Origin of the sequence: Corynebacterium canis (genome assembly GCF_030408595.1) — a bacterium.
In the GTDB taxonomy this organism is placed as follows: domain Bacteria; phylum Actinomycetota; class Actinomycetes; order Mycobacteriales; family Mycobacteriaceae; genus Corynebacterium; species Corynebacterium canis.
In genome coordinates, this window is sequence record NZ_CP047080.1 from 969,917 (window position 1) to 988,416 (window position 18,500).

Annotated in this window: 18 protein-coding genes, 1 pseudogene and 1 riboswitch; of the genes and pseudogenes, 12 read left to right on the forward strand and 7 right to left on the reverse strand. The window is 58.4% G+C overall.

The window, feature by feature from the left end; genetic code table 11:
* Positions 1-16: 16 nt before the first annotated feature.
* Entirely contained in the window at positions 17-517 is a 501-nt protein-coding gene (locus tag CCANI_RS04275; RefSeq protein WP_246118257.1) for a methylated-DNA--[protein]-cysteine S-methyltransferase, read from the forward strand.
* The gene (locus tag CCANI_RS04280) at positions 514-1,158 is read left to right on the forward strand and encodes an alpha-ketoglutarate-dependent dioxygenase AlkB family protein (RefSeq protein ID WP_146324889.1); all 645 of its coding nucleotides are present in this window, start codon (positions 514-516) and stop codon (positions 1,156-1,158) included. The genes CCANI_RS04275 and CCANI_RS04280 overlap by 4 nt, the downstream gene beginning before the upstream one ends.
* On the opposite strand, the gene CCANI_RS04285 is transcribed toward CCANI_RS04280, so the two are convergent.
* Together CCANI_RS04285 and CCANI_RS04290 are read right to left on the reverse strand one after the other, a co-directional pair.
* Positions 1,155-2,417: a DUF7373 family lipoprotein gene (locus CCANI_RS04285; protein WP_425457354.1), complete on the reverse strand. Its 1,263-nt coding sequence runs from the start codon at positions 2,415-2,417 to the stop codon at positions 1,155-1,157. The genes CCANI_RS04280 and CCANI_RS04285 overlap by 4 nt on opposite strands.
* Before the next feature lie 181 nt (positions 2,418-2,598).
* Complete coding sequence (locus tag CCANI_RS04290; RefSeq protein WP_281285004.1) at positions 2,599-2,724, reverse strand: hypothetical protein; 126 nt, start codon at positions 2,722-2,724, stop codon at positions 2,599-2,601.
* A 910-nt stretch (positions 2,725-3,634) separates the two neighbouring features.
* Between CCANI_RS04290 and CCANI_RS04295 the strand changes: the two genes are divergently transcribed.
* From CCANI_RS04295 to CCANI_RS04320, 6 genes are all read left to right on the forward strand, one after another.
* Positions 3,635-5,203 (forward strand): HNH endonuclease signature motif containing protein, encoded by a 1,569-nt coding sequence (locus tag CCANI_RS04295; RefSeq protein WP_146324892.1) that lies wholly within the window; start codon positions 3,635-3,637, stop codon positions 5,201-5,203.
* Between the two features lie 1,624 nt (positions 5,204-6,827).
* A complete protein-coding gene (locus tag CCANI_RS04300) occupies positions 6,828-7,133 on the forward strand; it encodes a hypothetical protein (RefSeq protein ID WP_146324894.1) in 306 nt (101 codons plus the stop codon).
* 40 nt (positions 7,134-7,173) lie between these two features.
* Positions 7,174-8,040, forward strand: a complete 867-nt coding sequence (locus CCANI_RS04305; protein WP_146324896.1) for a zeta toxin family protein — start codon at positions 7,174-7,176, stop codon at positions 8,038-8,040.
* Positions 8,041-8,071: 31 nt separating this feature from the next.
* Positions 8,072-8,395 (forward strand): putative quinol monooxygenase, encoded by a 324-nt coding sequence (locus CCANI_RS04310; protein WP_146324897.1) that lies wholly within the window; start codon positions 8,072-8,074, stop codon positions 8,393-8,395.
* 27 nt (positions 8,396-8,422) lie between these two features.
* Positions 8,423-9,304 (forward strand): polyphosphate kinase 2, encoded by an 882-nt coding sequence (gene ppk2, locus CCANI_RS04315; protein ID WP_146324899.1) that lies wholly within the window; start codon positions 8,423-8,425, stop codon positions 9,302-9,304.
* A gap of 101 nt (positions 9,305-9,405) precedes the next feature.
* Positions 9,406-10,455, forward strand: coding sequence for an enoyl-CoA hydratase/isomerase family protein (locus CCANI_RS04320; RefSeq protein WP_146324900.1), 1,050 nt, complete (start codon positions 9,406-9,408; stop codon positions 10,453-10,455).
* On the opposite strand, the gene CCANI_RS04325 is transcribed toward CCANI_RS04320, so the two are convergent.
* Together CCANI_RS04325 and CCANI_RS04330 are read right to left on the reverse strand one after the other, a co-directional pair.
* A complete protein-coding gene (locus CCANI_RS04325; RefSeq protein WP_146324902.1) occupies positions 10,452-11,195 on the reverse strand; it encodes a nicotinamide mononucleotide transporter family protein in 744 nt (247 codons plus the stop codon). The genes CCANI_RS04320 and CCANI_RS04325 overlap by 4 nt on opposite strands.
* Before the next feature lie 88 nt (positions 11,196-11,283).
* Positions 11,284-11,430: riboswitch (FMN riboswitch) on the reverse strand.
* 8 nt (positions 11,431-11,438) lie between these two features.
* Entirely contained in the window at positions 11,439-12,659 is a 1,221-nt protein-coding gene (locus CCANI_RS04330) for a DUF6882 domain-containing protein (protein WP_146324903.1), read from the reverse strand.
* Between the two features lie 71 nt (positions 12,660-12,730).
* Here CCANI_RS04330 and CCANI_RS13570 point away from each other — a divergent pair.
* A pseudogene (locus CCANI_RS13570) lies at positions 12,731-12,871 on the forward strand (DUF1648 domain-containing protein); the annotation flags it as partial.
* Between the two features lie 255 nt (positions 12,872-13,126).
* Complete coding sequence (locus tag CCANI_RS04335) at positions 13,127-13,357, forward strand: hypothetical protein (protein WP_246118258.1); 231 nt, start codon at positions 13,127-13,129, stop codon at positions 13,355-13,357.
* Positions 13,358-13,372: 15 nt separating this feature from the next.
* Here CCANI_RS04335 and CCANI_RS04340 read toward each other — a convergent pair whose 3' ends face one another.
* Positions 13,373-14,065 carry a DUF4253 domain-containing protein gene (locus tag CCANI_RS04340; protein WP_146324907.1) on the reverse strand — a complete coding sequence of 231 codons (693 nt, stop codon included), beginning with the start codon at positions 14,063-14,065 and terminating at the stop codon, positions 13,373-13,375.
* A 44-nt stretch (positions 14,066-14,109) separates the two neighbouring features.
* Positions 14,110-14,727 carry a LysE/ArgO family amino acid transporter gene (locus CCANI_RS04345; protein WP_186750321.1) on the reverse strand — a complete coding sequence of 206 codons (618 nt, stop codon included), beginning with the start codon at positions 14,725-14,727 and terminating at the stop codon, positions 14,110-14,112.
* Positions 14,728-14,829: 102 nt separating this feature from the next.
* Between CCANI_RS04345 and CCANI_RS04350 the strand changes: the two genes are divergently transcribed.
* Positions 14,830-15,714, forward strand: coding sequence for an alpha/beta hydrolase (locus CCANI_RS04350; protein ID WP_146324911.1), 885 nt, complete (start codon positions 14,830-14,832; stop codon positions 15,712-15,714).
* Between the two features lie 17 nt (positions 15,715-15,731).
* Here CCANI_RS04350 and CCANI_RS04355 read toward each other — a convergent pair whose 3' ends face one another.
* Positions 15,732-17,366, reverse strand: coding sequence for a peptide chain release factor 3 (locus tag CCANI_RS04355; protein WP_146324912.1), 1,635 nt, complete (start codon positions 17,364-17,366; stop codon positions 15,732-15,734).
* Positions 17,367-17,467: 101 nt separating this feature from the next.
* Between CCANI_RS04355 and CCANI_RS04360 the strand changes: the two genes are divergently transcribed.
* Positions 17,468-18,475, forward strand: a complete 1,008-nt coding sequence (locus CCANI_RS04360; RefSeq protein WP_146324914.1) for a nitronate monooxygenase — start codon at positions 17,468-17,470, stop codon at positions 18,473-18,475.
* Positions 18,476-18,500: the final 25 nt, after the last annotated feature.

Here is an 18,500-nt window from a genome sequence, read left to right on the forward strand (position 1 = left end):
ATGCGGAGGGATGATCATGACACAGGTTGCCTACCAGATTGTGGATACCCCGATCGGGCAGCTGCTGCTTGCCACCACCGAGCGCGGGGTGGTTCGCGTCGCCTTTGAGGGCGATGGTTTTGCGCAGGTTATCGAAGATCTTGGTGAGCGGGTCGGGCCGTGCGTGGCGGAGCCGACCGCACAGCTCGAAACGGCGGTACGCGAAGTATCGGAATATTTTGCGGGCCAGCGGCGGGAGTTCGAGGTTCCGCAGGACTTTTCGCTTTCCACAGGGTTTCGTAACACGGTGCAGCGGTACCTTTCGAGCATTCCCTATGGCAGCACGCAGTCCTATGGTGACGTGGCCCGTGGGGTGGGAAACCCCAAGGCCGTGCGCGCGGTGGGAAGCGCCTGCGCCACGAATCCGCTGCCAATCATTGTGCCCTGCCATCGTGTGGTCCGTTCGGATGGAGGCCTGGGAGGCTACGGCGGTGGGCTGAGCGTGAAACAAACGTTGCTGGATTTGGAACAGCAGTGACAGGTTTGTTTCATGCGCCGTTGCCCGCTGGGGCATATCACGTTCCCGGATGGTTGACGCTGGAGCAACAGCGCTGGTTGGTGCGCCGATTCCACGAATGGGCGAACGGGCCGGTGCCGCTGCGAGCGGCGAAAATTCGGGGCCATGAAATGAGCGTTACTACCGTGTGTTTAGGCTGGCATTGGCGGCCTTATGAATACACGCGGCTGGCTGTGGACGTAAACGGCAACCGGGTGCTTGAGTTTCCCGATTGGATGGTTCGCTTGGGCCGCCGCGCGATCTTGGCCGCTACGGGAGATGCCAAAGCCGCGGAAGGCTATAACCCAGATGCGGCCCTGGTAAATTACTACGATGGCTCAGCTCGGATGGGCATGCACCAAGACAAAGACGAGCTGGCGCGGGAACCCGTGGTGTCCTTGTCCATTGGAGATACGTGCCAGTTTCGCTTTGGCAATACCGAGCACAGGAACAAGCCGTATCAGGACCTTGAGCTCGCTTCGGGAGATTTGTTTATTTTTGGCGGGCCATCGCGGCTCGCCTATCACGGGGTGATCAAGACCTTTCCGAATACGGCGCCCGCAGGCTGTGGGCTGGAGGCGGGCCGGATCAACATCACCTTACGGGTGACGGGCATGACTTAGCGCTTGTGTGGGAGTGATATATTTTGCTTAAAAATTAGATACTGTGCTGCGGTCTTTTGGGAAACCCTCCTCTTGGTTTCTTCATCGTTTGCTTGTGAAGTTTCAGAACTATTGGTGGTATATCCGACGTAATTGCCGTGAACGACTAAGCAGTCGTATCGAATGCCCGAAGCGAATGGCGTTGCGGTGCAGGTGGTATCGGGTACGTCTTGGGGTTCGTCGTACTTCTTTCCGCCCTGACGGAGATTTGAATCGACAAAGGTATCGCGGAATGCCCGTGCTCCAGATTCGCTCTTTGCGTGGAATACATATGAATGTTGCACACCAATATGCTCGATACCATTCTCTATTAATGAGTTGTACATGACTTGGGGTTCGGAAAATTGTGACGCAATTCCGCGGGGGCCAAAGGATCCAGGGGCCCACGTATCTGGGACGTCCTCAAGATACGGAACGGCATAGGTAAGTACATTGCCGGGGTCAATACTAGGAAGTTCATCGGTTTTGCCGTATCCGGCCTCAGTTTTCACTGAAGGGAATTGTTCTAGTAATGGGGTCTGTGCAGCTAGAGCCTTCTTTACGTAATCGAACGCCCAGTCGGAATTATCGCTTGACGTTAAAGCGTACGTGTAAATGATATATTCCTGGTGAGGGGTAAATGAGACAACTTTGTCACCGTTTTGAGTAATTGAAACGAGTGATTCCGGCATCCCGTCAATCTGCGTTGTATTATGCGGTGTAGGCAGGCTTTCTTCTGACCGTGGAATACCCTTAGTGATAAGTAGTTCGTGTTGTGCTTGCGCAGCCTTGAGCGCAGTTTCTGGATCATTAAAGCGAAGAACCATGTGACTTATTGCCACCTGAGGCGCTTTAGAATCATCATTTGAAGATGCGGCAGCATTTAAGAATCCATATAGTGGTGGATTCTTTCCCATAACCTCGATTTGTTCACGAGACAAATCATACCTAAGACTTTCAGGAGTGATTACATTTACGGCGCCTCTGGACTCGGTAAGTTTTCCATCTATCTCAAAGGGTAGCGGCAAGTATTCAGCCAAGACAAAAGACTCAACGTAACGAGACGTATGGCGGTCTGTTTGGTGAGTTTCGGTAGTAGTGGCTTTAAATTCCCCAGTATCAAATTGCCCATTCGGAACTCCAGATTTCGTACCTGAGGTGATGGTTGGCATCGAGGTATCCGAGCTTTCTGGGCTATTGCTGCCCTGCAAGCTGCAAGCAGTGAGCGTGATGAAGCTCATCACAGTGATTGCCGTGAACCTTAGTCTGGTCATTGTGCCACCTCTTTCGAATTCGTGTTATGGCTACGCTGCTAGCCTATTGCAGGTTGGATGCAATCAAACTCCGTGAGGTTACAGTGACACTCGCAATTGTTGCTTTCGCTGCTGTGTAAAACACTTTTCCGAGCATTGGCCCGAGGCCCTAGCTGGATGTGAGGAGAATTACGGAAGCCGTGGGGCCGCCGAAGTCTGCGTGCATAACGACGCCGATGTCGTCGACGTCCCACGGCTGTGCGGCGTCACGTGGAGCAAAGTGGTGGCAGAACACGATTGCTCCATAGGTGGCGATGAGGTGTCACGGTACTTTGCTCTTGGCTGTTGGCTTCACGACTCGGGCAAGAACTATGGCTTGAAATGTCGCGTCATCGATGACAGATAAACCCAGATCGTCATACACTCGGGCCAGTACCTGCCACAAGGTCAGCGCTGGGGTCGCCACCACGCTAGGCCCACCCCTAAATCAAGGGATAATTGCTGATCAGTGCCCATAAACGCCCGGGCTTGATCTGTTAACGAGGCAAGTTCAGCTTCTGTTCGTGCGGACCCTACATGCTTGAGTACCTCTGTTGCGCCTCGACTTTTACGCACCACTTGGACACTAATTGCCCCAGAGGCAGTCCGCGCGTACTTGATCGAAGCCACCCGCTAACCCTAGCAACCCCTATTAGTCCCCCGATTCCAAAAACACCACCCGAAGCCCCAGGTCAAAGAATTTCGATCAAAGAGGGTCAATAACAGTTGTGAAAGTCGGGAGGACCCAGGCTGGCCAGTGTTACGGCGGTTCGCCGGGTTGTTGCTGTTGCGGGTGGTTTCATTCACCCCTGCGTGTGTATTCTGTTTTGTGGGCAAGCTCATAGTGTTTTCTGCTGGGGGCTTCAGCGTGTTGTTTGATGGTTTTTGGTCCCTAGTGTGCTGTTTGTGGGTGTGGGGGCGTGTGGCGGGTGCTTGTGGGTGTGGTGGGTGTGCTACATCATGGTTTGGGTGTGGGCAAGTGTTGTGTTGCCCACTATGGGTTCGGGTGTTGTTTTGCCTGGTCAGAAGGGGTGTGGTGGGGGTGGTTTTCCGGTTGTGGCCAAGGTGTTGTGCCTGGTTGCGGTGCTGGTAGCGGGTGTGCGGGCCGGGTAGAATTAGGGCTATACAGTACATGTTCGGGAAGGGTTTCGGGAGGTGACGCGGCGATGACGACGCAACAGGTGGATCCGGTGGATTCGGTGGTGGGGTTTGTGGTGGATGATCCGCAGAATTTCATTGGTGCCGCCGAGTTGGAGGCCAATCGGGTGTTTTTACATAATTGGTTGTTGGCGACCTTTGGGTTGGATGTGCACCGGTTGAATATCCGCGCGTTGGTGAAGGAATTCGCGGTGCATAGTGGTACGTATTCTGAGGCGCGGATGTATAACATTGTGGGTGGGTGTTTCCTGCTGCATGAGCGCCTGCCGGGGTTGAAGGCGCACGCGCTGGAGCATAATTATTTGAATTATGAGCGGTTGCGGACGATTTGGTTTGCCTTGGTGACGGTGTCTTTGGATGCCCCGGGGTATGTGTGGCGTGATCTTGATACTGTGTTGGTGGGGTTGTTTACCCCAACGAGGGCGAATCAGCCGTTGCCGAGTACACGCCGGATCCGGCAGGTGCTGCGCGATACCTTGATCCGGTTACGCATTGTGGAGGAAACCCCGCCGGAGGAGGCGTTGACCGAGGAGGCGATGGCCGCCCGGATTACGGCGATGTGTGGGGTGGAATTATGGGAAAGCCCGCATGCTGGGGTCAGTGTGCTCAATGTGACCCTACCTAGTGATGAAGCCCATGAGATCAAACAACGCCTGGCCGCGGGGGCGAAAAAACTGAACCTGCGGGAAGATGAGATCATCACGAATCGTATTTGCGGTAGTGGGCAGCAGCGGGATGCCGGGTGTACGGTCCACCTGTTTGGCCTTGGTACCCTCACCGAGGCCACGAAGGTGGTCCCGGAGCGGGTGCATGGGGTGGGATTGCTCACCGGGGAACAACGCGATCGTATCAGTGGCCGGGATATTGCCTACACCAATATTGGTGATGTGGCGGAGGTGCTGCGGGCTGCGCATGATCCCACCGAGGAGCAACGCTTGTTGATCATGGGCCGGGATGGGATCTGCCGGTTCCCGGACTGCACCATGGACGCGACTTTTTGTGACATTGATCATGTGATCAACCATGAGGTCGGTGGGTGGACCACCGCCTCGAATCTGCAGTGTTTGTGTCGGCATCACCATAATTTCAAAACCGACCGGCACGCCACCGCCACTACCGATACTTACGGTAATGTCACGTGGCGGTTTGCCACCGGTGCGACGATTACCACGATTCCGCAGGGGGTGCTTGCCGGCCATGTGGTGGGCTGCCCCGCAGGGATTACCACCCGCCATGAACAGCCGACGAAAACCGAGGAGGACTACCAGCAGCCGCCGATCCGAGAAGATTTCGGCCGGTGGGGCACCACCTTAATCAACTACCGCAACCGGCAACGCGCCCGCTACCTCGCCCGCCACCGGCTGGTTGCCAATATTCCCACCGAACTGCCGCCCCTACCCGAAGCACCACACCCCGAACCCCCACCAGACGACCAATGGCCCCAAGAACCACCCACAGACTACACACCACCCAGGCCATCATGGGCCAAACCACCCTGCCAACTGGCGAAACTACAGAAACGCGCCCGCCAAGCCAAACACCACCGCCGAACCAACACACCGCGTTCAAGGTGGTAGCTCGGCGAGCGGAAACGGGCCTAGGGCATGCGAAAGCCCTAACACCGATCCCCTGCGAACGTGCAGTTAGAGGGTATTAGGGCTTCTGCTAGTAGAGAGGGATTGAGTACCCGAAATGCTACTAGCCGATCTCGAACTCGAAGGTGTCCCACCATGCGAGGAAGGACCAGAAATCGAAGAAATCATAGGAAAGAGACATAGCTTACGCTCCTGTAAGGTGAAGATACAAAACGAAAGGCGCTGTTGGGCCTGCGCCCGAAGGTGAGTATAGCATAGAAGTCGAATCGGTAAACTCTGGGTAACAGGGTTACCAATCCATGTGATTAATAACAGAATTTGGGTCAAGTTATCGGAAATCAATCACGTATGCTTTTATGCAGAATAGCAAAAACTCTAACACGTCCGATGGTAGGGTTGCGTTAGAGTTTGTGGCATTTCGCCCGGCTAGCGGGCGAGGGGCTCTTTACAGGGCCTCGAAGAACTCCTTGAGGAGGTCGAAGCGCTCGAGGATGTCGAAGAGCTCGGAGAAGAAGTAGAAGCTAGGCAAAGACATTGCTAGAAGTCTCCTTATTGGTTGAAGTGGAAATAGCATAAGCGAGGCGGTGAAGCCCGTTGCTCGGTTGTCATTGTAGCATCAACTTCCGGCAGTGCAAGGCGAAACCAAATATTGCATTCATTCTGACCATAAGTCACATCGATAAACTTCTACGGTTTTGCTTATCGCAATCTCAGCATTGAGCGCCGCTCGGTGCTCCAGCTTCTCGGGGGAAAAGTCCAGTACGGCACGGTTTTATTTGGCACTGATCGGCGTAACTGACGGCCAAGTTGGGGGTCGGGTGGCGCGAGGCGACAGTCAAGGGCTCCCTTTGGGCTGCATAAGTGATTGTTTTAGCGCCCTTAATTCCTGCCGCATTGGTTAGTTATATATCCTGCGGGTGCGAAATTGTAGGGTTTGTGCGGCTTGACCGTTGACCAAGGTATCGCAAGAGCGGCAATAGGTGAACGAAAGTAATGTATGGCCGCATACTTAATCGTTTCAACCTCATGCGAGTTCCATTATCTAAATATAGACGGTGCTCAACTCTCTGGCCTCGGAAACGGATTAAGCAAATGCGGCCCGGAAAACTCTAAAAGGTATAAAAATGACGGTACTTCCGCCGGGGAAATACGGGCCCCCTTTGCACAATGGGGGCGGGGTAATCGGATTGTTACCCGATTGCAATAGATGGCGCGCGCCCGCGCCGCACAGGGTTTTACGGCGGGGGTAGTTATGGGGTATTTCATGGGGTGGCAGGGGCGTTTGGTGCTGGTGTTGCGTGGCCGTTTTGGCTCAATTGAGCCCATTGCAGCCGCCGGAAACCCGCAGACTGGGTGGCGTATTGCGCTCGCACCGGGCGTCGAAAATAGAAACGAGATGTGCGCAATGTAAGTGCGGACGGTGGGGGTGACGGGGCGTCGATAAGCGTGGTGTAGGGGGAGTGCTGCGGCGTTATAAAGTGGGCGTGGCCAGCGCGAGCAAGGGTGGAATACTCCGCGGGGAGTTGGTAGCCTGTGCGGAGACAATGACCTGCCGTACTCGCTCGATGTAACCTCACCTGCGGGGAGGGATAGAATGCCCCAAATATTGCAAAAATCTTACCCAAGCGACGCATTAGAAGTATTTGCTTTGGCGTCGCCAGGCATCGACGCATACGCAGCCTACGATGCCATGCACGATGCGGTGTCCACGCTCAAAGCCGCCTATCTGCGTCGGCTACTCTATGCCGAACATCCGGAGGCGGAAAAACAATGCGAAATGCGCTTGGCGCAGCTAGAGCACATGCACCGCAGCGTTGACCTGACCAATGTGGAAGGCCTGCTTGGGGTGGCACGCACCGCCATCGACGAATTAGCCGCGATCGGGGGACTGGGTGGTGGCGAAACCCGTTAACGAATTGACGGCGGCGGACTTTCCAGTAGCCGAATCGGACATGGTTCGTATTGGTGAGCGGCTGATACGTCACTTCGTGCATAACCAGCCACCCGTGGCGCACCCGAACGTGGTGTTTATCGGCGGTCAACCCGGGTCCGGGAAAAGCATGCTGGTGGAGCATTATCGCCGGGCGTTGGGCGGTGCGGTGGTGGTGGATTCGGATATCCTGCGGCAGTTGCACCCGGCGATCGTGGAGATTGCCCGGGTGGCGCCGCTGCGTTTTGATGTGCTGACCAATGGGCCGGTCGGCGCGTGGTGCAATAATATTATTGCGAGCGCGCGTTCCCACCGCTGCAATGTGATTATTGAAAATACGTTCGCAAGCCCAGAGACGATTTTGACGGAGGCGCAGCGGTTCGCGGAATCGGGTTATGTGGTGGGGTTTTTATGTCTGGCGGTGCCTTCGAGCGTGTCTCGATTGGGCATTGTGAATAGGTTTCGGCAGGCGGCGCGGGCTGGCGGTAAGTTGCCGCGGTGGACCACGGAATCCGCGCATACGGGCGCGCTGCTGGGGCTGACTGGGTCCGTGGAGCAATTTGTGGCCGCGCATTTGGGCGGTGTGGTGGTGACGGATCGGCATTTGGCGCACCGTTATCGCATCACGCATACCGAAGATGTGACCGATACCCTGCAGGAGGTGCGGGACGCGTTTTTTGAGGACGTAATGTGCGTGCACCAGTGGGCGGCGAGCTACCAGGCATGCGTCTCGTTTTTGCTGGATAGAGGGCTGGTGACCAATTACACAGCGCGGCTGCTGTATAACCTCGCGTGGGATGCGGAGGCCCTGCGCCCGGTCGGTTTACAGCTCCCGCCGCGTCACACAGAGTTTCGACGTCGCATTAGTCGCGCGCTCATCGAAGGTTAGCGTTGGCGCGGGTTTGGGTAGGCTGAGGTGCATGATTCTGATCAATGTGAAGTTCCATGTGCGCCCCGAATTCGTTGCCAGCTTCCGTCAGGAGGTGGATGCGTTCACGCAGGCGACCCGCGCGGAGGAGGGGTGCTTGTTCTTTGACTGGTACCGGTCCACCGAGGAAGACGATGTGTTCATTCTGGTGGAGGGTTTCGCTGACGACGCCGCGGAGGCCCACGTGGGGTCCGAGCACTTCAAACAGGCGTGCATTGATATGCCGAAACTTTTGGTGGAGACCCCGACGATTATCAATACGCTGATCCCGGGGAAGGTGGAGTGGGACCGCATGGCGGAATTCCGGGTGGAGTGACCTGGGAACAATAGTAGGCTTGGCGGTATGGGTAAAAAGGACTCTAATAAGCTGCCGAAACTCTCCAAGACCGCCTATGAGGCCGAGCTGAAACGCCTGCAGGCCGAGCTGGTGGAGATGCAGCAATGGGTGGTGGAAACGGGCGCCCGAATCGTTGTGGTTATGGAAGGCCGCGATGCTGCGGGCAAAGGATCCGCCATCAAGCGGATTACCCAATACCTCAACCCGCGGACCTGCCGCATTGAGGCGCTGCCGGCGCCGACGTCGCGGGAGCGGGGCCAGTGGTATTTCCAGCGCTATGTGGAAAAGCTGCCCACGGCCGGCGAGATCGTGATCTTTGACCGTTCGTGGTACAACCGCGCCGGTGTGGAACGCGTGATGGGCTTCTGTACCTCGCAGGAGTACCGTCGCTTCCTGCACCAGGCGCCGATCTTTGAGCGCTTGTTGGCCGAAGACGGGATCCTGCTGCGCAAATACTGGTTCTCCGTGTCGGATGAGGAGCAGGTGCGTCGCTTCCATTCGCGCCTGCAGGATCCGCTGCGCCGTTGGAAGCTATCCCCGATGGACCTGCAATCCATTACCCGGTGGGAGGATTATTCGCGGGCAAAAGATGAGATGTTTATTCATACAGACATTCCATCTTCGCCGTGGTACACGGTGGAATCCGAGGATAAAAAGCGGTCGCGCATCAATGTGATCAGCCACCTGCTGTCCACGATTCCGTACGAGAAGATCGACCGCCCGCTGCCCGAAATCCCGGAGCGCCCGAAGTCCAGCCACGATTATGAACGCCCCCCACGCTCGGATTTCCGCTACGTGCCTGATGTGGCCGAGCATTTGGTGGATCCGGACGCTGCGGGCAAGGGTAAGGAGAAGGGCAAGAAGGCCAAGAAAACCAAAAAGAAATGATGTTTGATCGTTGGTGATGCCTAGCCCGCGAGGGGGTAGCCGAACATAGTTGTGAGGTGAACCCAGTAGCGGGCTCTGGTGTGTTGTGGGACACTGGGCCCATGAGCAATCGACCAACTGAAAACCTTGTCAACGCTTTTGTTCGGAACTCCACGGGCATGTTGGAGCTGAATCGGCCGCGGGCGCTGAACTCGCTGAACCGGGAAATGGTTGACATTATTACGGTGGCTTTGGACCGCTGGATCGACGATGAATCGGTGCACCGCGTGATCGTGTATTCCGCATCCGATCGTGCGTTCTGCGCCGGGGGAGATGTTCGAACGGTGCGTGAGGATGCGTTGGACGGCAACCACGACGCCGGGGACCAGTTCTTTAACGCCGAATATGAGATGAACGATGACATAGCGAACTTCCCGAAACCCTATGTCGCGGTTATCGACGGCGTGGCTATGGGCGGGGGATTGGGAGTTTCGCTGCACGGTTCACACCGCGTGATCACCGAACGTGCATACGCGGCGATGCCGGAAATGGTGATTGGCTTTGTGCCGGACGTGGGGGTCACCTGGATGATGCAGCGGATGGTTGGTGCGTCTGGCAAACCCAGTTCGGCGTTGGCCACGTTCCTCGGGGTGACGGGGTGGCGGCTCACGCCAGCGGATATGATCTGGTCCGGCATGGCCACCGACTATATCGAAAGCTCCGATGTGCAAGCGTTTATTGATATGGCGGTTGCCGAATCCCTCGACGAGGCGCTGGAACGCTACACCACCGCCGTCGAAGAGGATTCCGAACTGGCAACCTTCAGCGAAGATATCGAGGCGTGTTTCGGTTTCCACACCTGGGCGGAGATTGACGACGCCCTCGAGGCACATGCAAACCGTGAGTTCGTCGCCCGCGTCCGCGAGCTGATGAAGGATGCGAACCCGTCCTCCGTAGTTGCCGCAGTGGAATTGTTCGCAGCGAACCTGCAGGCCCCCACGGTGCGCAAGGGCCTAGACAATGAGTTCGTGATCGGTGCCGCGCTGCGCCGCGAGCCCAACTTCGCGGAAGGGGTGCGGGCCGTGCTGGTGGATAAAACCAGGGACGCTACCTTTAGCCCGGCCACATTCGACGGGATCGATGCGACGCACTACCGGGATTTGCTGAGCTAGGCTACCGCGCAATGCTCTTGGCGTGGTTCGGGTGCCGCCTGCCGTTGGCGGCGTTGCACCCGCAGCCACACGGTAAAACCCCAGATCACAAAGGCCCCATAGATGACGTACAGCATGGCGGAGGGGTAATAGCCCGCGGATAGCAGCAGCGGGACGCCGACGATATCCACGGCGATCCAAATCAGCCAGAATTCGGTCCAGCCGCGGGCCATGCCGTAGGTGGCCAGGATCGAACCGGTGAAAATCCAGGCGTCTGCAAGCGGGCCCCACGAGCCAAGGGCGGCGAACACCCAGGCACAACCCAAGGTGCTGGCCACGGCGAAGGCGAGCATGGCCATGCGCTCGCGGGGCGTCGCCCAATGCGGCTGCACGGCGGCGGAATCCTCCTTCGGCTCGCTGATAATCGAGCGCGACGGGTTGGTCTCGGTGGATTCCCGCACCCCGCGTTGCTTGGCGGCGGCCCACGTGACCCAACCGTACAAACTTACGATTAGGAACATCACTTGGCGGCCCGCCTGGCCGTAAAGATCGAGGTTCTGCGGGGTGTGGAACACGCCGCCCAAAAAGACGGTAAATAGCAACAGGTTGCCAACAATGCCGATCGGCCACGCCCACACCACGCGTTTCATGCCGCCAATGGCGGATGCGAGTCCGAACACATTGCCGATGATTTCGCGCCACAGTATGGGGACGCCGCCGATGAGGAGCGTGGCGTCGATAAGCTGGGTAAAAGGATTCACTGGGAGGAATCTCCTTGCATGAGGAAGAAACGAACAGAGAAATCCTCGGGGCTAAAAACTCGAAGGCACGGCGCAGCACGCACCCTGCCAAAGTTCTCTTTCATCCGGACTATCACCGTCGGCTGTGGAATCGCACCACAATCTGCTAGACCCACCCACAGCGGGTGGCGCTCGCGGGCTCGCCTGGAAGGGCATTACCGCCGGTGGGGAATTTCACCCCGCCCTGAGAACGCGGCTTTTAGTCTAGTATCGGCTCCACTCCACGTCGGCATCGGGGGTGTGGAAAATTACCTTGAAATCGTTCGTGGTCTGGGGCAGGCCGCGCGCAGACGCATACGCCGTGGCGCAGCGCGTGCGATCCAAAACCGGGTCGATCTGGGTGCGCAGCACACCCTCGATGCTGGCCTTTGTCGGGGGTGGTAGCTCCAGCGCCGGAGCGGACACTAAGACCATCGCCCATCTGTTTGGTCCGTGAGGGACCACGATATGCACCCAGGTGTTCAGGATCGGCTTGGACACCTCCGGCAAATTCAGCTGCCAAGCAAGCTCGATGGGCAATCGCGGCTGCACCAGGGCGGGGATGCCGTGGCGCGCGCCGAAATCCCGCAGCCGCTGGCTGGCCGGGTTGTTATTGCTAATTGGATCGGCCCAGGCCCACGTCCATTGCGAATCCGACATCACGGCGATCGGGATGGCCTTGACCATCAATGTGGTGTTATCGGCCGCGCGCAGCACCGCGGAATTGCCGTCTGGGTTAAGCTCGCCCTGGCATTGCGGGAAGAGCGAATGGGCCCGGAACTGGTGTTCGGCGGATAGGAAGATCGCGTCGGCGCGGACATCGTCGATGCTGATTTCAGAGACGACGTCGATAAGAACACCGTTGCGAATAATGAGTTTGACGCCGGCGAGCTCAGCGTCCCACTCCGTAATGGAAATGGGCAGCCCGCGCATCCCCGCGAAGCCGGTCAGGGCGCGTTGAATATCCACATCCGGCGTGAGTAGCGGGATCGCGGCGCGCAAACATGTCTGGGTTTCGGCGACGGGGAGATCGCTCAAGATAATAAGGATATCGGTGGAATGATCCGCGCGCGGCGCCCGCACCAAGGGCGCATTATTGTGAATCGTTCGTGCAGCCTGTTCTAACACCAACGAATCTGGTTGCGAACCGGTAAATTCGGGGATTTCGAACTCTTCTCCGAATTCGGCGGCTAATGGATCCTCCCAGGTCCAGGTGCCATCCCTGACCGTGGCTATCTGCTTGGCCGGTAGGATAAGTTCGGGTCCGGTGCCAAAATACCGGACCCGGTGAGTGGCTTCCGCGACGCCCGTCGCGGCACCGTCCGCATCAAAGTCGGCGCTGCGGCGTTGTCCGATAAATTGAATAAAGGCGTGGTCCGTGCCTGCCTGTGCGATGAGGCCGTCCTGGGCTACTTCTGTGATGTTTGTTGGATTTGAATGCTGCACAGCTATCCATACTACTCGGAAACATTATGAATATGGCGCAACCTACTGTAGATAATTCTTCGCGTTGGCTAATGGGATCTCTATGTGCCATTGCCGTAGTGTTCGGCATAGCCTGGGCTATGTACCCATCTATTCCGGACCCAATGCCCACACATTGGAACGCGGCTGGGGTTCCAGATAATTTTGCCAAAAAGGCCCCTACCACGTATTTTGGCCTAATTCTCTTAGGGCCCGGGACCATTTTGCTGACGCAGTTTTTTGTGCAATTAGTTACGTCATCATCTCAAGATAGTGAACGTGCTCGCCTTTTGTCTTTACATACGCGGCAGGTGACCAATCGCGCTTGTACCGCCTTGATTGTTCTTGTTGGGGCCTTAGTACTGTGGGCGAATTCGGGAAACAGCGGTCCTGTTGATATATGGATATTTTTGCTGTTGGTATTGTTGCTTGTGATTTGGATGGTACGCATGGCAAGTCAGGTACGGAAACACGTCGATGCGATAGCACCGCCGGAGCACTATGATCCCTCGAAATTCCGCGGCCCGTGGTATTGGGATCCCCAAGACCCCCGCATGATCGTCGATGATGCGGCCGGAAATATGATACTGAATTTTGCGCGGCCAAGTGCATGGGCGCTGTGCGCAGGGATTGCTGCTCCCGGGCTTCTTATCGTAGCGCTCGCCGTTTTGGCTGGTTAGCGCGGCAGGTGAGTGTCAGTCCCACCAGAAGTACCAGGTGTTCGAATCTTCAATCAGGGTTTGGAGCAGCGCTATCGCCGTGTGCCCAGGCTCGCCGACGGCGGGGTGCTGGGAGACTATCCCGGGGCATACGATATGGATTTCCTCCGCCACTTCGCGCAATTGTTCGGGGGTTTGTGGGGGTGTGGTGACCAGCAACCCGAGGTTATCGCTGCCCATATTCATAAGGACCGCGCCGTACCGGTCCTCCCAGCTGCGCAAACACCCCGCAATATCGTTGCCGGTCAGTGCGCCGGAGCCGGTCCAACCGAGCAGTGCCGGCACATCGGCGGGGCGCCGAGCGGGGACCAGCACGATCGCCGTGGGTGGGGCCAGGCTCGGGCACAATAACACCTCCGGGGTGTCGCCCGCGGGTCTGGCCCGATATCGGCCACGAAACGGCGGCGGCGTCGGTGCGTACGGGCCAAGTAGAAACTCCCTGGATAACCAGGGTCTGTCCAGGTCATTGGTGTGCACCGGCCACAACCCCGTGATATGAAAATCCTGCAGGAACTTTGGGTAGAGCTCCGCCAGGTTGCCCTCCGTAATCAGGGCCGCCACCGGGGTGCCATGGGGATCCGTGACAATGGTGTGCGGCAGCCCCCACGTGGCTAAAATCCCCAGGTTGCCGGGTTGTTTTGCGGAGATTTTGGTGCGTGCGTCGAACATGAACCCAAAAATAGCAAAGCGCCGGGCCACTGGGCTATGTCACGCTAGTGCACCAAGGGGCTGACCAGGTGCCAGGCCACCGCGAGCATCACGGCGGCGGTTCCGGATTCCAATACCTGCCAGGCGCGGCGCGAGCGGAACAGCGGGGCCAGCAGGGCACCCAAGAGCGCGAGGCCAAGGAACCAGGTGGCGCTGGCGCCGATGGCCCCCAGGTAATACCACCAACGCCCCACGCTACCGAACGCACCTGCGAGCGCGGCGATCAGCACGAGATCAACGTACATTTGTGCGTTTAACAGCGTAATGCCCACCAGGTCCCGGGTGACCGCGCTGCTATCGCGGCGTTCCCCGGCAACGACCGCGTCGAGGGTTTCGGGCTCGCGAATGCGTTTCAGCGAAGTCCACACCAGATACATAAGGTAGCCCGCACCCAAAATACGCAGGGCCGAAAGAGCCCAAGGAATGCGGTCGATGAGCAAACCTATACCGGCGACGCCAATGGCGATAAACACGACGTCGATAAGCAAACATACGATGGCGGCGCGGATGGCGTGCTCGCGGAGAATACCTTGGCGCAACACAAAAGCGGATTGCGCGCCTATGGTGGCAATGAGGACGAAGGTCGCGGTAAAACCCGTAACCAGGGCAGCAATGTCAAACACAATTGCACACCGTAGATCGTGTGTACGGCCTCAGCATAATAAGAAATGCTTTAGCCGGCTGAGCATCTGTAGGCTGGTGGCACATGTGATAGAGGAGGATCCATGAAAACAACCAAACTACCCTCGGGCGATGTCGAATTGTGCGTGTACCACTGGCCCGTGGAACAGCCGCGCGGTGTGGTGCGAATCGCCCACGGAATGGTGGAACACGGACGTAGGTACGAACCGCTGGCGCGCTACCTCAACGAGCGCGGATACGCCGTGTTTGCGCACGATCACCGCGGCCACGGCGATACCACCGGCGTGCCCCGCGGCTACTTCGCGGATCAGGATGGCTGGAATGCCGTGATCCAGGATATCCGCAGCGTAGGGCAGTTGGCGGCCCAGGAATACCCGGGGGTTCCGCAGTTTCTGGTGGGGCATTCGATGGGCAGTTTCCTCGCCCGGGAATACGTGTACAGGTATGGCGAGGAGCTGCGCGGCGCGGCGATTATCGGCACCGGGACGTGGTCCGGATTCGCCGGGCAGGTGGGGCTCAACCTTGCGAATCTGCTGAGTTTGAAGTCCCCGCAAGACCCCGGCAAATTGCTGCAAAGCTTGGTGTTTGCGGGCTATAACAAGGGCTTTGAGGGGCGCACGGATTTTGATTGGCTGAGCCGCGATGCCGCCGAAGTGGATAAGTATATGGCCGATCCGGATTGCGGTTTTACCGCCACGAACCGGTTCTTTGCGGACTTTATCGGCGCCGTAAAAAATGTCGAGAAGATGTTTGATCTTCCGCACGTATTGCCGCTTTATATCGCAGCCGGCGAGCTTGACCCGGTCGGCGGCATGGACGCGGTCAATGAGGTCGCCGCTGCCTATCGCCGCCGCGGGCTCGACGTGGTCACGCACGTGTACCCGGACGCCCGGCACGAGATCTTCAACGAAACCAACCGCGACGAGGTGTTCGAAGACCTCGGACGCTGGTTGGACAGCCGCCTATAGGTTCGAACCCCGCAAGGCTAGTCCGCGACCAGCGGCTCGAGCTCAAACTCCGGGTGCTCCTTTTCGATAAATTGCAAGCGCCACTTATCGCCAAAGAGCGCAATGAGTTCGCCATCGGTGCGGGTGAAAATCTCCACGCCGCGCTGCTTGGCCAGCTCGGGCGCGGTGGCGGCGGTGGTCCGACGGGCCACCGAATAAGGCACTGGTTCGGCCACAGTTTCGACATTGTATTCGTTGTCCATGCGGGCCGTCATGACCTCAAATTGCATGGGTCCGACGGCCGCCATCACGGGCGCGGCGTCGCCACGGGCATCGTTTTTTAGGATCTGCACCACGCCTTCCGCCGCGAGCTGATCCAGCGCCTTGCGGAATTGCTTGTACTTGCCCAGGCTCTTGGCGCGCAGCGTGCGGAAATGCTCCGGCGCGAATTGCGGCATCGGCGTAAACTGCACCTTTTTGCCCGCGTAGATGGTGTCGCCGGGCGCCAGCGAGCCCGCATTGACAAGGCCGACGATGTCCCCAGGGTAGGCGGTTTCCACGGTGGAACGCGTCCGACCGAATACCGTCAGCGCATATTTCGTGGAGAACGTACGTCCGGATTGCGCGTGTGTCACCTGCATGCCGCGGTCGAATTCGCCGGACACGATGCGCATAAACGCGAGCGAATCTCGATGATTCTTATCCATGCCCGCCTGCACCTTAAACACCACGCCCGAAAATTCGTCTAGCGGCGTGCGCACCTCATCGATAGCGCTTGTCGACGCCGCGACCACCGACGCATCGCTCGCACGTTCGGCCGGTGCGGGGGCCAGGGAGCACAGGGTATCCAGAATCTGGTGCACCCCGAAATTCAGCATCGCCGAGGCGAAAATCAGCGGCGAGGTGGTGCACTCCAAAAACAGGTCCTGATCGTGCAACGCGCCGTCGGCGGCCAATAATTCGGCCTCTTCCACCGCGATTTCCCACGCGCCATCCTCCTTTTCCAACGCCTCTTCGGGCGAATAATGCTCCTCCGGGGCAATGGTCGAACCGCCCGCGGTCCGGATGAAATGGATATACTCCGCCGCCTCGCCCTCGGAATTCAGGCGCGCCAACCCGCGGAAATCGCCCGCCTCGCCGACCGGCCAAAACAGCGGGGTCGGCTGCAATCCGATCTCCTGCACGATCTCGTCAACAAGTTCTAATGGGGCCTTGCCGGGGCGATCCCACTTGTTCACCACCGTGATGATGGGCAGGCCGCGGGCCTTACAAACGCGGAAAAGCTTGAGCGTCTGCGGCTCTAGGCCCTTCGCGCCGTCGATAAGCATGACAGCGGCGTCCACGGCGGTAAGCACGCGGTAGGTATCCTCCGAAAAATCCGCGTGGCCTGGCGTATCCACCAGGTTAATCATAAACGGTTCGCCCGTATGTCCCTCCGGGGCGTACTCGAACTGAAGCGCGGAGGAGGCGATGGAAATGCCGCGATCCTTCTCCATCTCCATCCAGTCCGACACCGTGGCCTTGCGGCCCGCCTTGCCGTGCACCGCGCCCGCCTCCGCAATCACATGCGCATGCAACGCCAGAGCCTCCGTCAGGGTGGACTTACCGGCGTCCGGGTGAGCGATCACAGCAAACGTACGGCGACGATTCGCCTCAGCAGCAAGAGTGGACATGAGCTTCCTTCCATGACAATTCCTTGTAACAATAGGCGAGAAAACAACACGGAGGGAAAACACCAAATGCTTTGCCAGCAATTTTGGTATACCCATGGGGTATGGGCGTATTAGATGAGATGACGGTGCCGGTTATTGCGGCCCCGATGGCGGGTGGGCCTTCAACGCCCGAGCTGGTGGCTGCCGTGGCGGCGGCCGGTGGGTTTGGATTCTTGGCGGCGGGGTACCTCAGTTCGACACAACTAGAGGCGAAAATGCGTGCGGTTGGGCGGTGGTATGGGGTGAACCTATTCGCGCCGCAGGCGGAGCCGGAGGATTTGGGGCCGGTGGCGGAATATGCGCAGCGGCTTGCAGAGGAGTTCGAAAAGGCCGGTGTGGGGCCAGGGGATTATCGAACGGTTGATCCGACCGACGGCTGGGCCGAGAAATTGGACCTAGTGTGCGAAGCCGCTCGCGATGGGTGGGGCCCGGCGGTGGTATCCGTGACCTTTGGGCTGCCGAGTGTCGCGGAGATTCGGCGCTTGCAGGAGGCGGGAATCGAGGTATGGGCGAGCGTTGCAAGCGTGGCGGCGGCGCGGGAGGCTGTGGGTCGGGGCGTCGATACGCTTGTTGTGCAAGGGCCCGAGGCGGGCGGACACAGAGCCACACTGACCGTGGCCGAAACCCCCTCTGAAATGCCACTACGCGACATGATCGCGGAATTGTCGGGGCTATCGCTCGTGGCCGCCGGTGGGATCATGGATGCGGAACCCTTGAGCTGGCCCGGGGTGCGTGCCATAGCGTGCGGGACCGCGTTTCTCTTGGCGGACGAGGCGGGGACGGGTGCGGTGCAACGGGAGGCGCTAAAGCGGGCGCGAAAGACCGCCACTACGCGCGCATATTCGGGTCGTGTGGCGCGCGGTGTAGAGACGAAATTCCTTGCGGATAATGTCGATGCGCCGGCTGTGTATCCGCACGTAAATGCGATGATGGGGCCACTGCGGGCGGCGGCACCGGAATACGCAGCCACCTGGGCGGGCACCGGTGTCGGGCGGATCGTGCAGGCGCCGGCCGCGGAAATCGTGGCACGCATCATGGGCGGGTCCGAGTCACAATCGTCGGAGGTGTAGATTACCCCCGTTGGGGTGGGTTCTT